Below are 12,544 nucleotides of genomic sequence, written 5' to 3'. Positions count from 1 at the left end.
CCCAGGCGACGCTTACATCCCGCGGTTTGGGGGAGGGAGGGAGGGATACCGCGGGAATATTTTACTCGTACACCGACACGCGCTTGCCGGTCTTGCCGACACGCTCGTATTTCACGACACCTGTGATCTTGGCAAACAGCGTATTGTCGCGCCCAACGCCGACATTATACCCCGCTTTGATCGGCGTGCCGCACTGGCGCACCAGAATCGAACCGGCGGTGACCGCTTCGCCGCTGTACACCTTCGTGCCGCGGCGCTGCCCGCCGGAATCCCGGCCGTTCTTTGATGAGCCTACGCCCTTCTTGTGTGCCATAGTTAACCTCTATAACCGAAAATGTTCTTTCGTGTTCTCGCCCCGAACCTGTTCACGAGAATCAACCCATGCGGTTCAGGTAGCCGCCTAATATATAGCGACTCAGCATCATGGCAAGAAGAATCGTAAGATATTGTCAGATTGTAAGTTGCAGACACGCAAACGGCCGCATCGACTGATGCGGCCGTTTCGAAACGCTCCAAAATTCGGCTCTTACCTGACCTTCTCCGGTTTCGGCTGGAGCCGCTCGAAGTTGAACGTCAGGTGGTCTTCCGCCGCTCCAATCACCAAGTCCAGATCGCCGGCGTACTGGCCGCGCAGAATCTCTTCGGCAAGCGGATCCTCCAGATATTTCTGAAGTGCGCGCTTAAGCGGGCGAGCGCCGTAAGCCGGGTCGTACCCCTTGTTCACCAGGAACTCCTTGGCCTCTTCGGTCAGCTTGAAACTGATCCCTTTTTCGGCAAGGCGCTTGGCGATATCGGTCACGAGAATATCGATGATCTGCTTGATATGCGACCGCTCCAGCGGGTGGAAAATGACCGATTCATCGATACGGTTGAGCAGTTCCGGATTGAACAGCTTCTTCAGTTCATCCAGAATTTTCTTCTTCATGCCGTCGTATGACATGTCCACCGTGGCGCCGTCGAAACCAACCGTCTTACCGTCCCGAATCTGCCTGGTGCCGATATTGGAGGTCATGATCAGCACGGTATTTTTGAAATCGACCCGGCGACCGAACGAATCGGTCAGACTGCCGTCATCCATAAGCTGCAGCAGGATATTGAACACATCCGGATGCGCTTTCTCGATCTCATCCAGGAGCACTACAGAATACGGTTTGCGCCGCACTTTCTCCGTGAGCTGACCTCCCTCCTCATACCCCACATATCCGGGCGGAGCGCCGATGAGGCGCGACACGGCAAACTTCTCCATGTACTCTGACATATCGATCCTAACCAGCGAATCCGGGTCATCGAACAGAAACGCCGCCAGTGAGCGGGCCAGCTCGGTCTTGCCGACTCCGGTCGGGCCGAGGAACAAGAATGTGCCGATGGGGCGACGCGGGTCCCCGAGCCCGGCGCGAGCGCGTCGGAGAGTGCGCGATAAAGTGGTTATCGCCTCCTCCTGTCCGACAATAGTCTTCTTGAGCTCGTCTTCCATGCGCAACAGCCGCTGCGATTCTTTTTCTTCCAGTCGGAAAAGCGGGATGCCGGTCATCTTGGCCAGCACCAGCGCGACATCATCGGCCGTGAGAGTCACTTTTTCTTTCTCGCGGGTCTCTTCCCAGCTGTGCTGGTGCTCGGCCAGTTTCTCTTTTTCGGCTTTGATTTCGTCGCGGAGCTGGGCGGCAGTTTCGAACGCCTGGTTCTTGACGGCGTCTTCCTTCTTGCGCTGCAGCTCAGCCAGGCGAGTCTCGATCTGACCAAATATCTCCGGCCGCGTGAACGTCGAGAGGTGAGCACGCGAACCGGCTTCGTCGATCAGGTCGATCGCCTTGTCCGGCTGATACTTGCCAGAGACATAACGGTTCGAAAGCCGCACCGCCGCTTCGATGGCTTCATCGGAGATTAACAGGCGATGGTGTTCCTCATATTTGGGACGGAGCCCTTTGAGGATCTTGATCGTGTCTTCTTCGGATGGCGGCTCAACCATGACGGTCTGGAAGCGGCGTTCCAGGGCGCCATCCTTTTCGATATATTTCCGGTATTCATTCAGCGTGGTGGCGCCGATACAGCGAAGTTCCCCGCGCGAGAGGGACGGCTTGAAAATATTGGAGGCATCCAGCGAACCTTCGGCGCCGCCGGCCCCCACGATAGTGTGGAGCTCATCGATGAAGATTATCACATCGGACGAGTTGATAATCTCGTTCATAACCGCTTTGAGCCGCTCCTCGAACTGCCCGCGGTATTTGGTGCCGGCCACAAGCGAGGCCATGTCGAGCGTGACCACGCGCTTGTTTTCAAGCGTCTGCGGGACGTTCCCCTCGACAATGCGCTGTGCCAGCCCCTCGGCGATGGCGGTCTTGCCGACCCCGGGTTCGCCGATCAACACCGGGTTGTTTTTCTTGCGGCGGGAAAGCACCTGGCATACCCGCTCGATCTCGATCTCGCGCCCGATGATCGGGTCAAGTTTACCACGACGCGCCAGCTCGGTCAGATCGCGGCCGAAATGGTCCAGTGCCGGCGTCTTGGATTTTTTGCGCTTTTTCTTGAACGATGACGGCTTGCCGGTCTGGATGTTCTTCAGTTCTTCGTACGCCTCTTTGTAATCGATCTCATAGGTCGAGAGAACCTGGGCGGCAACCCCTTCTTCATCCTTGAGCAGAGCGAGCAGGATATGTTCGGTGTCGATATCCTTGGATTTGAGCGCGCGCGCCTCCTGGCCGGATACCTCGAGCGTCTTCTTGGCGCGGGCGGTCAGCGGCAACTGCCCCATCTGCATGGTGCCGCCCGACGGCTGCACCACTTCCTCGATGGAGGCTTTCAGATCATCCAGATCCAATCCGAGGTTGGACACCACGTCGACCGCGCGTCCCTCGCCCAGTCGAATCAGCCCCAACAGGAGATGTTCCGTCCCGATGTAGTCATGCCGGAGTCGTGCGGCCTCGTCACGCGCATATTCGATAGCCCGTCGGGCCGCTTCGGTAAACATCTCGTTCATGGTCTATATCCTTCCTCTTGGTTGCCATCCCAAAGATACGGCCGGAGACCGGCCGACACAATCACCTCAACAGCAATTCTTCAATGTGAGTTCCGCAGCTTCTCCCGCACCATCTGCGCGCGCACGAAATCGCGGCGGTTTGGATCCATCTGCTGCCCGTAGTATTTCTGCAAATGGGCCGGTTGCGACAGCAGCAGCATCTCATTGATCTGAGCGATGGACAGAAAATCAATAATCTTCAACGCCTGCCCCAGCCGGAGCGCCGACAGGAGATTCATAACTTCTTCGGAGGTCAGCATGCGGGCGTACTTGAGTATCCCAAACGCCCGCCAGATCTTGTCTTCAACCATGTCGGCCGCCTCATCCATAAGCCGTTGCCGCGCGGCCGCCTCGCTTTCGATAATCTCCTGTGTAACGCGGCTGATCTGGGAAAGGATTTCTTCCTCGGAGATCCCCAGCGTATTCTGATTGGCTACCTGGAAGAGATTGCCGAGCACGTCGGACCCCTCACCGTAGAATCCGCGCACCAGCAGGCCGCTGCGTGTGATCTTGGAAATAACCTTGTCGATATCGCGCGTGAGCACCAGCCCCGGCAGGTGAATGAGTACCGATGCGCGCATGCCGGTTCCCGCATTGGTAGGACAGGCCGTCATGTAACCGAAATCCGGATCGTAGTCGAATTCCAGATGCCGGCCGATTTCTGTCTCGTATTTGATCGCCAGTTCGTAAGATTCGCGCGGAGCCAGACCGCCGGAGAGCGCCTGTATCCGCAGGTGGTCTTCCTCGTTGACCATTATGGACACTCGTTCGGCGGGGCCGATAAACAACGCCTTGGTCAATTCACCATTGAGAAATACCGGCGAAATGAGGTGCCGTTCGACCAGGAATTCACGGTCGATATCGTCGATTTCGGAGGCTTTGATGTAGCTGCCCTCGGAGAGAACGTTGGAGCGGGCCATGGCGGAGTCCAGATACCCTACCACCCGCATACAGGTCTCGGCATCAGCCGAGGTGGGGTACTTGCATCCGGCCACATTCCGAGCCAGTCGCACCCGGGTGGACAACACCACCGCCGCTTCATCCCCCTTGCCCGACAGCCAGGCGGCCGGAGACTTGGCCATATCCTCGAACATGGTGATCACCTGTGATTCCTCATCTCAGGAGTTAACCGAAAGATGCTCTTTTAGCGATTTAAGCTTGTCTCGTATTTCGGCGGCCCGCTCGAAATCTTCGGCCTGAATCGCCTTCTTCAACTCGGATTCAAGACGTTTTTCCTCTTTGACCGAAATGACCGCTCCTGTGTCGCCAGTTGATACCTCGGCGACGGGAGTCTTCCCACGGTGCAACGAGTTACCGTGGATCTTACGCATCAGCCCTTCAAGGTGTGGACGAAATGCCCGGTAGCAATCGCCGCAGCCAAATCGTCCTTGGCGAGTGAACTCTTCGAAGGTAAGGTGACAGGTGGGACACACGAGCTTGGCCATCGGCTCGGCTTTCGACGGCGGCTTGGGAGAACTGGCGAAAGAACTGAGGATCTCGGCCAGCGGGAACGGCACGTTGGCCAGGGGGGAATGAAACCCGCGCGCCGCGGCGCATGCCTCACACAATACCAGGATGGTCGTCTTTTGTCCCTCGACGACAGTCATCTTCTTGGTGGCTTCACGCTTCTTGCAATCCTGGCAAATCATACTCGCCCGTCCTATCTGCGCTTACGAGCACAGCCGCCCGTCGGCCATGCGCAACTCGCGGTGACACCGTTCCGCCAATTCACGGTTATGTGTCGCAATAACGAAGGTCATTCCCTTCTCGGCATTAAGCCGAAACAGGAGCTCATGGAGGGTGCGCCCGGTAGCCGTGTCCAGATTCCCCGACGGTTCGTCCGCCAGGACGATATCCGGATTGTTCGCCAACGCCCGTGCCACCGCCACACGCTGCTGCTCGCCGCCCGACAGCTGTCGCGGACGATGATGTCGCCTATCGATTAAACCAATCTCCGCCAAAAGGAGTTCCGCTCGCGGTGCGGCCTCGGACTGCTTCACACCCGCCAACATTAAGGGAATCATGATGTTTTCCTGCGCGGTAAAATCTTCCAGAAGGTAGTGAAACTGGAACACAAACCCTACTTTCTTATTTCGAAACCGGGCCAGCGACTCCTCATCCTGACCCGTCAGCGACACCTCGCTGATCGCCACCTCTCCCTGGGTGGGACGGTCCAGGCCGCCAAGTATGTGCAGGAGGGTCGATTTGCCGACCCCCGAGGCGCCGGTCACCGCTGCCATCTCATGCGGTCCGATCACCAGGTCGATTCCTTTCAACACCGGGAGTACGCCATTGGCGGTCCGAAATTCCCGGTGCAGATCGGTAGCGGTCAGTATGGGGCGAATCCCATTCATGCCGTTTGCCACCCTGCCTTCGGCGAGCAGATCCGACTACTGTTCATTTTCGTCACTTTCGGGCGAACGTTTAGTCCCATACGACATCTGCGGCTCACGACCGGAGTACCTCGACCACTGAGATTCGTGCCGCCTGCAAGGCTGGATAGAGCGCGGCCAGGTAGCAGATCAACACCGTCAGAGCCCCGGCCACAAGGAAATCGATCAGGTGGGCATCGATCGGGACATAGCTGATGAAGTAAATATCCGCCGGCAGCGACACCAGCTTGTAGCGGTTCTGCAGGAAGGCTCCACCAAGCGCCAGAATCCAACCTCCCAGCACTCCGCCGGCGGCAATCAACAACCCCTTGTACACGAAGATCCGTCGGACCGCGGACGGTGTGGCGCCGAGCGTCTTTAATATGCCGATCTCCGTCCGTTTCTCCATCGTCATCATCACCAGCGTTGATATGATCGAGAACGCCGCCACGATGACGATGAGAATAAACCCCAGAAACAGGATCTTCTTCTCGATGGCGATCCAGGTGAACAGGTTCTTGTGCAGAATATTCCAGGGGACCACGTCGTACCTGCGACCCAGCACGGAATCGATCACCCCGGTGAGTTTGTTGGCGAGGTAGATATCCTGCAGTTTGAGATGCACCGTGTTGACGGCGTCGCCGGTTTTGAACAAGTGCTGCGCCGAGGCCAGCGATATGTAGGCAAGCTGGCTGTCGAATTCGTACATGCCGGTTTCAAACGTTCCGGCCAGGTAGAACTTGGCGATCCGGGGACGGCTGTTGCTGCGAAGCTCATCGCCGCGAAGCGAATACAGCACTACCGGGTCATCCAGGCCCACCGCCAGGCGCTCCGCGAGGTCTGAGCCGAGTATTATGCCCGCAATCGTATCGCCGTCGATAACCTTCGGCGCGAACGAATAGACGCCGGACGTGATATCCCGTTCGATATTGGCGGTCCGCTGTTCCGCGGCCGGATCGATGCCTCGAACGATGATTCCGTCCCCTTCGGATGCCGACGAGATGGCCGCTTTGTAGTAGATGAACGGGGAGGCCGCAACCACGCCGGGAATCTTCTCCAGCGTATCGATCAGTTCGCGATAGTGGCTGATAAACGCATCCTGCGTGGGAAAGATCGAGATGTGCGAGGTAGTTCCGAGCAGGCGGGTGCGCACTTCCCGCTCGAAGCCATTGTGCATGGACATGACAAAGCAGACGACCGCCACGCCGAGCATGACGCCGATGATCGTTATCCAGGTGGAGACATTGGTGAAGAACCGCCCCGATCGGAAATAGCGGCGTGCGATATAACTCTCAAAGGTCATCAGGACCTGAGGATTTTCCGTGCCTGATTGGTATGCTCACGCAACGATTATACACCACGAGGGGGTGCGAAATCAATCGATTTGGCAGGCCGTTCGGTAACCATAGGGCGGAACCGCTTCTGGTTCCGCCAGGTTCGAATCGGTAGCCCCGCAAAGGGCACTGCCTTGCGACCACTGTTCCTTCAGAACATGGTGTGACAGGATGGCTTGCTGTCGGTGGCAAAGATGCGATGGACAGTCTTCAGACATTGTGCGTCGGAGATTTGGACAAGGCCGAGCCGGTGGAGCGCCTGGAAAGAAACGGAGCCGATCAACAACGAGCTGAGATCCGCAACATCCAGAGTAATCTCTGCTTCCGGGTCACCGCTGGGCTCAACAGTCACACGTCCTCCGGCAAACCGAACCAGTGTGTTTCCTTCGTTCTCAGGAATGAAACTGTCCCGCAGTGTGATCTTCAGCGCGCAGCTTTGATCGTTGAAATTGTGATCTCGTAATGCCACGAAAACCGATGGCAGATCGATGACCCGATACATCACCCCCACCCCGGAGACGTGGCTCTCGTGATAAATTTCGACAAGATTATCTGTGCCGTTGCGGACATCTCCGAGGAGGAAATGGAAATACTCGTCGTTGGTGCTAATGAGAACCCGGTTGACCTGGTCAGCCTGACTGTGCAAGAAGCTCATGAGGCCATGTAATGCGTCTGGTGTTTCGTACACCAGTCGGTGCACTCGCATGTTGTTGTTCACGAAAGTCGGCGGCTGCGCCGGTTCGAACTCAAAGATGATATACCCGAGAAGCCTGCCTTGTTCTTCGTAGCCGGCCATCCGCCACTGGGGAAACATGTCGAACTGCACCTGCCAGGCAAGCTCAGATTCTACAACCATACCGGTTATGCCGTCAGCATATCGGTTATAGCAAGCGCACAGGGCTGGGATATCGGCACGTCCGAGCAGGCGTACCCGCTTTTTGTGACCGTGGGAAGGGAAATGCTCCGGCTTCACCCGGTACTGATCGAGCTTGGCGCCATAGCCGAACCCCATCTGCTTGTAGAAATCCGGACGGAACGGCCAGAGCATCGCCATCGGGGCCTCGTTCTGCCGATAATGATTCAGCCAGAACCGCACCAAATCTCGTGCGACATGCTCTTTCTTATGAGCAAGGTCAACAGCCAGCATTCCGCCGCCGCCGCAGAGAATTTTGGCGCCGCGAAGGTTCATCGTGAAATCGAAAAAGCGCATTCCCCCCAGCAGCGTGTCGCCGTCGTATGCTCCCCACATGGAGATGCGTGGGTCGGCGTTTCGCTTTTCGTACCGCTCGCGGAGTTTTTTCTTCTCCTCCTCGGTGTTCGCCTTCATGACCGGGTAGGCATTGGCTGCCATTTCGACGAACCGGTCGGTATGTTCTTTCGGGATCGGCTTGATGGTCAGCATGGTTTCGTGAACGGTGGTAACGGATCGACCCTATTTCCCCTTCTCCTCATCCGCTAACTGAGAGAGAATTGTCGAGACCGGCACCGCCCCCTCCTTGAGCTCTTTCATCTGCGGGAAGAAGATAACATCACGGATCGACTGCTGATTGGTCAGGAGCATCACTAACCTGTCGATCCCAAACCCCAGCCCTGCTGTGGGGGGCATGCCGTACGAGAGCGCCGTGATGAAATCATCATCCAGCGGCTGCGCTTCTTCGTCACCTGCGGCGATTGCTTTCCCCTGCTGCAGGAATCGCTCCAATTGGTCCATCGGATCATTCAACTCGCTGAACGCATTCCCCATCTCCTGGCCACAGATAAACAGCTCGAACCGCTCCACAAGACCCGACTTTGTGCGATGTTTCTTGGCCAGTGGCGAAATCTCCACCGGATAATCGGCGATAAACGTCGGTTGGATCAGGTTCGGTTCCACTTTAGCCTCCCATACTGCCTCAATCACTTGGCCGCGATTGAGCAGCTCCGCAGTGTCAATATGGAGATTCTTCGCCTCCGCCAATGCCTGTTCGAAGGTGAGCTCGGTGAAATCGACACCGGTCGCCTCCCTGACCGAATCGATCATGGTGATCCACCTGAATTTGGGCTCAAAATCGATCTCGTGCTGGTCGAATTTCACCTTGTACGTGCCGTACAGCGCATGTACGGCGTGGCGAAGCATCTCTTCGTACAGGGCCGCCATGTCATGGTAGTCCGCGTACGCCCAATAGAGCTCGATCATGGTGAACTCAGGATTATGCTTGCGGTCCATTCCTTCGTTGCGGAAATCCTTGCAGAGCTCCCAGACCTTTTCGTAGCCGCCGACAATCAATCGTTTCAAATACAACTCATCCGCGATCCGCATATACATCGGGATATCCAGCGTATTGTGATGAGTTTTGAACGGTCGCGCGCTCGCGCCGCCATAGAGCGGTTGGAGGATCGGCGTCTCGACCTCAAGGAACCCCTTTGAATTCAGAAACTCCCTGAGAATTTGAATGATGCGGGTCCGCAGAATAAACTCAGCCCGCACCTCGGGATTTACAATCAGGTCGGCATAGCGGCGACGGTAGCGTGTCTCCATGTCGGTCAGGCCGGCGTGCTTGTCCGGAAGGGGATGAAGCGCCTTGGAAAGAAGTTCGAGCGAATCGATACGCACCGTCCGCTCGCCCGTCCGGGTCACGAACAGCATCCCCCGACATCCCACAATGTCGCCGATATCGAGCGAATCAAACAGATCGAATGACTTAACCCCGACCACGTCAAGTTTGGCATATATTTGAATCTTGGCGCTCTGGTCATGCAGGTCGGCGAATATCGATTTCCCCATTTTCCTCTTCAGCATGATCCGGCCTGCCAGGCGCACTTTTGTCTCAGCCGCGGCCAAAGCGTCAAAGTCGTCCAACAGTTCCTGTACGCTGTGCGACCGCTCGTAGCGATAGGGATATGGCTCGATCCCCTTGCCGCGAAGGTCCGCAATCTTCTGGCGTCGGATCCGGATCAACTCGGCCAGAGGTATCTGAATAGTCGCATCGCTCGGCACGTCCTGATGGTGCCGATCCTCTTGAGGTGTATCGCTCATATCTCGTTCCTGTATTGGCGTGGAAATGGTACCAGGCGTCAGACCGCTTATCGGCCGGAGGTCAGCTTCTTATCGAGCGCTTTCTTTACCGCCGGCGGGACCAGACCGGTGACGTCCCCGCCGTTTCGAGCCACCTCTTTAACGATTGAGGATGACAGGTAGACCCACGACAGCGACGGCATCAGAAACACCGTCTCCGCCTCGCGCGCCAGTTTGCGGTTCATCAGTGCCATCTGGAATTCGTATTCAAAATCGGAGACTGCTCTCAGGCCGCGAATGATGGCGGTCGCCCGGATCCGTTTGACCAGACTGGCCAGCAGGCCGTCGAACCCGATCACCTTGACCCGGCCATTCTCAGGCAGTTTAGCCACTGCTCCCTTCATGAGCGCCAGTCGTTCCTCGAACGAAAACAGCAGCGCCTTGCTGGGCTTGGAAGATACCGCCACCACAACCTCATCAAACAGCGCCGCCGCCCGCTGAACGAGCGACAGATGGCCGTTTGTGACCGGATCGAAGGAGCCAGGATAGACCGCCCGGCGAACGGTTGCTCGCTTTGTCATACAAGTGCGTTACCGAACCGTGACACACGCTCAACGGTGTCGGTTCGGACGCAACATATATCGCAACTCACTTGGAGGCAAGTCAATAGACCGTCAGCCCAAGCGCTACCAGTCCGGCAGCCTCTGTTTGTACCTCTCCATTGACGGTTACCGATGGAAGCAGTTCGGGACACGATACGCCGATCGGGAAGTACTCGGCGAGTAACGAGTGCAAAGCATCTGAAACACCCACCACCACAAGCTGTGAAAGCGGCACCGTGATACCGGCATCGGCAAGCCCCATCAGGCGAAAATTGACGATCGTCTTGAGATCCATGGCCTGACGGCGCAGTGCGATCTCATCCGTCTGTTTGCCTGGCACGGTCACCTGTCGGGCCAGATCGACAACCTGCCTGCCGTATACGAAACAGACCGGCGTTACCGACCGGCCAAAATCGGCCAGGCAAATGAGATCGCCGGCGAAAGGGCGGCAGTACTGAAGGTAACCGAGACCCAGCGCTGTGGCCCGGCTGCGGTATCGAATGCTCCCGCTGGAAAGAGGGTTAGGCAGCGGTCGTGCGTTTTGCCATTCGGCGAGTGATGCTCTTCGGTACACCATGCCAAGCAGGCGATCGTCCCTTGCCGTGCTGATGAAATCGTAAAGAAACGTCTCCGGCGGTTCCAGTTGTGTCTGCGCCAGCTCGAATTCCACCCTCAGTCGCAGGTCCGATTCTGTGGGCGCACTCAGTCGAAGCGGTTTCACCTGGCAGAGGTTATCCGGAACGCCGACCGTGACAGCATCGCGCTCGACAAGATCCGGTTTCTGTTCGTACGCTGCATTGAAGAGCTCGATTTTCGCTGTCGTTTGTCCGGTGTCATCCGTGTCGACTGTTGCGACACGCATCCCGTTCTCAACAAAATCGATTCCGATCCGCCGGGTCATGGCTAACGCCGCACTTTCAGGTACGGCTTGATCCGCTCGTATAGCTTGGGGCCTATCCCAGGGACTTCGGTGATGTCGATCTCAGCGCGGAACGGTTTCACTTGCCGGCGCTCGACAATGCGGTCGGCAAGGGTCTTGCCGATTCCGGGGAGAAGTTCGAGCGAATCGGCCGGTGCACTATTTGGGTCAAGCACGAAAAGCCCGGTGAATTTTTCTTCATCCGCCAGAAACACCGGCAGCGGCTCCGCTTGCGCGGGGCGATAGGCGTAATGGCGAACAAAGAGGTACACGGTCATGACTGCGGCCGTAGCTGTCAGAACAGCCAGGAACTTGATCTGTCCGGGTGAAAAATCGAAAAAATCGTTGAGTCGTCCCATCGGTGCACTGTTTCCCCGATGCGACAATATATGCTGCTGTGATGAAAAAGCAATCGCGCTGTCGGCCGTTTCTACGGGAATCTCCGAAAACGGCGACAAGAATGTCCGTTCAGTGCAGCCCGATCTGTTCGGCGGGAATTGAGGCAGGTAATGGCAGCAGGCGTCCCTCGGCTTTCAACAGTGCGGCAAGATTGACCGGATGGTCGGTCTGCGGCTGGCGGAGTCGTGCGGCCAGCTTCTTGTTGTACAGCCCGAACAATGGCTGCACGCTGCTGGCTTTGGTAGCTCGGAGACGATACCCCAGAAATAGTTCGCCGTCATAGTTGCGGATCAACTCAGCCACCAGTTCGGCCGGGAAGTCGTAGATATCGGCGGAACCAATGAACACCACATCCGATTCGGCGCTGTTGAGCGCAGCCTCGACCCCATGCACCGGGCCCAACTCGGGGGATTCATCGCACACATGCGGGTAATTCAAATACCATTCGCGCGCCTGGTCTTTCTTTAGCACCAGCGTGACTTTCTCGAACAACCTGGCGTAGTTGCGATACCCTTGTTCGAGGCGGGTGAGCTCCCCGTACGGCTGGAAATCTTCGCGTGGATTGCTTTCGCCTCCGGCCAGGATAAAGCAGTCAATTTCCTTGAAACGATTCTTCATGAATGGCACCCCATCTCGGTTCGTCCCTGAACGTGCCTGACTTTGAAAAAGACCCGTGTGAACACCGGGATTGAAGGAAACGACGGACCGGTTGGGAGAGCAAGCTAAAAAAGACCGATTTGCTCAGAAATTGAGTGCGATACCCATTGTGGTCACGAACCGGCTAGCTAGTGTAGTGTTTCATAATTGTATTGACATTTGATTTGAACTTTGATATTTTGGCCAGCGATGAATATCGCCGAGCCAATCGCGCTGTCTTCTGAGGAGCAACGGGTGATCGATGCCTGGGTGC

At 56.8% G+C, this 12,544-nt stretch carries 12 protein-coding genes; all 12 read right to left on the bottom strand.

Features of this window, described 5'->3' with window-relative positions; translation table 11 throughout:
- Positions 1 to 61: 61 nt before the first annotated feature.
- Entirely contained in the window at positions 62 to 313 is a 252-nt protein-coding gene (gene rpmA / locus AB1644_12495) for a 50S ribosomal protein L27 (GenBank protein ID MEW6051864.1), read from the bottom strand.
- Positions 314 to 526: 213 nt separating this feature from the next.
- Positions 527 to 2,974, bottom strand: a complete 2,448-nt coding sequence (locus AB1644_12490; protein MEW6051863.1) for an ATP-dependent Clp protease ATP-binding subunit — start codon at positions 2,972 to 2,974, stop codon at positions 527 to 529.
- 80 nt (positions 2,975 to 3,054) lie between these two features.
- Entirely contained in the window at positions 3,055 to 4,107 is a 1,053-nt protein-coding gene (locus tag AB1644_12485; GenBank protein MEW6051862.1) for a protein arginine kinase, read from the bottom strand.
- A 24-nt stretch (positions 4,108 to 4,131) separates the two neighbouring features.
- On the bottom strand, positions 4,132 to 4,662 hold the full coding sequence (locus tag AB1644_12480; protein MEW6051861.1) for a UvrB/UvrC motif-containing protein: 531 nt from the start codon (positions 4,660 to 4,662) through the stop codon (positions 4,132 to 4,134).
- A 21-nt stretch (positions 4,663 to 4,683) separates the two neighbouring features.
- Positions 4,684 to 5,367 (bottom strand): ABC transporter ATP-binding protein, encoded by a 684-nt coding sequence (locus AB1644_12475; GenBank protein MEW6051860.1) that lies wholly within the window; start codon positions 5,365 to 5,367, stop codon positions 4,684 to 4,686.
- A gap of 94 nt (positions 5,368 to 5,461) precedes the next feature.
- Positions 5,462 to 6,688: an ABC transporter permease gene (locus AB1644_12470; GenBank protein ID MEW6051859.1), complete on the bottom strand. Its 1,227-nt coding sequence runs from the start codon at positions 6,686 to 6,688 to the stop codon at positions 5,462 to 5,464.
- 182 nt (positions 6,689 to 6,870) lie between these two features.
- Complete coding sequence (locus tag AB1644_12465; GenBank protein ID MEW6051858.1) at positions 6,871 to 8,121, bottom strand: GNAT family N-acetyltransferase; 1,251 nt, start codon at positions 8,119 to 8,121, stop codon at positions 6,871 to 6,873.
- Positions 8,122 to 8,151: 30 nt separating this feature from the next.
- On the bottom strand, positions 8,152 to 9,735 hold the full coding sequence (gene lysS / locus AB1644_12460; GenBank protein ID MEW6051857.1) for a lysine--tRNA ligase: 1,584 nt from the start codon (positions 9,733 to 9,735) through the stop codon (positions 8,152 to 8,154).
- Positions 9,736 to 9,782: 47 nt separating this feature from the next.
- Positions 9,783 to 10,295 carry a pantetheine-phosphate adenylyltransferase gene (coaD, locus tag AB1644_12455; GenBank protein ID MEW6051856.1) on the bottom strand — a complete coding sequence of 171 codons (513 nt, stop codon included), beginning with the start codon at positions 10,293 to 10,295 and terminating at the stop codon, positions 9,783 to 9,785.
- A gap of 82 nt (positions 10,296 to 10,377) precedes the next feature.
- On the bottom strand, positions 10,378 to 11,217 hold the full coding sequence (locus AB1644_12450; protein ID MEW6051855.1) for a hypothetical protein: 840 nt from the start codon (positions 11,215 to 11,217) through the stop codon (positions 10,378 to 10,380).
- 2 nt (positions 11,218 to 11,219) lie between these two features.
- Positions 11,220 to 11,594: a helix-hairpin-helix domain-containing protein gene (locus tag AB1644_12445; GenBank protein MEW6051854.1), complete on the bottom strand. Its 375-nt coding sequence runs from the start codon at positions 11,592 to 11,594 to the stop codon at positions 11,220 to 11,222.
- A 109-nt stretch (positions 11,595 to 11,703) separates the two neighbouring features.
- Positions 11,704 to 12,252, bottom strand: a complete 549-nt coding sequence (locus tag AB1644_12440; GenBank protein ID MEW6051853.1) for an NTP transferase domain-containing protein — start codon at positions 12,250 to 12,252, stop codon at positions 11,704 to 11,706.
- Positions 12,253 to 12,544 lie beyond the last annotated feature (292 nt).

It is taken from the genome of Candidatus Zixiibacteriota bacterium (assembly GCA_040753875.1).
Lineage (GTDB): Bacteria > Zixibacteria > MSB-5A5 > GN15 > FEB-12 > DATKJY01.
The sequence above is the reverse complement of the archived record's forward strand: the minus strand, read 5'-3'. Positions and strand labels throughout refer to the sequence as shown.

Bases quoted from the DNA above. Each gene is read 5' to 3' on its own strand.
- rpmA (MEW6051864.1), bottom strand. From the start codon at position 313: ATGGCACACAAGAAGGGCGTAGGCTCATCAAAGAACGGCCGGGATTCC.
- AB1644_12490 (MEW6051863.1), bottom strand. From the start codon at position 2,974: ATGAACGAGATGTTTACCGAAGCGGCCCGACGGGCTATCGAATATGCG.
- AB1644_12485 (MEW6051862.1), bottom strand. From the start codon at position 4,107: ATGTTCGAGGATATGGCCAAGTCTCCGGCCGCCTGGCTGTCGGGCAAG.
- AB1644_12480 (MEW6051861.1), bottom strand. From the start codon at position 4,662: ATGATTTGCCAGGATTGCAAGAAGCGTGAAGCCACCAAGAAGATGACT.
- AB1644_12475 (MEW6051860.1), bottom strand. From the start codon at position 5,367: ATGAATGGGATTCGCCCCATACTGACCGCTACCGATCTGCACCGGGAA.
- AB1644_12470 (MEW6051859.1), bottom strand. From the start codon at position 6,688: ATGACCTTTGAGAGTTATATCGCACGCCGCTATTTCCGATCGGGGCGG.
- AB1644_12465 (MEW6051858.1), bottom strand. From the start codon at position 8,121: ATGCTGACCATCAAGCCGATCCCGAAAGAACATACCGACCGGTTCGTC.
- lysS (MEW6051857.1), bottom strand. From the start codon at position 9,735: ATGAGCGATACACCTCAAGAGGATCGGCACCATCAGGACGTGCCGAGC.
- coaD (MEW6051856.1), bottom strand. From the start codon at position 10,295: ATGACAAAGCGAGCAACCGTTCGCCGGGCGGTCTATCCTGGCTCCTTC.
- AB1644_12450 (MEW6051855.1), bottom strand. From the start codon at position 11,217: ATGACCCGGCGGATCGGAATCGATTTTGTTGAGAACGGGATGCGTGTC.
- AB1644_12445 (MEW6051854.1), bottom strand. From the start codon at position 11,594: ATGGGACGACTCAACGATTTTTTCGATTTTTCACCCGGACAGATCAAG.
- AB1644_12440 (MEW6051853.1), bottom strand. From the start codon at position 12,252: ATGAAGAATCGTTTCAAGGAAATTGACTGCTTTATCCTGGCCGGAGGC.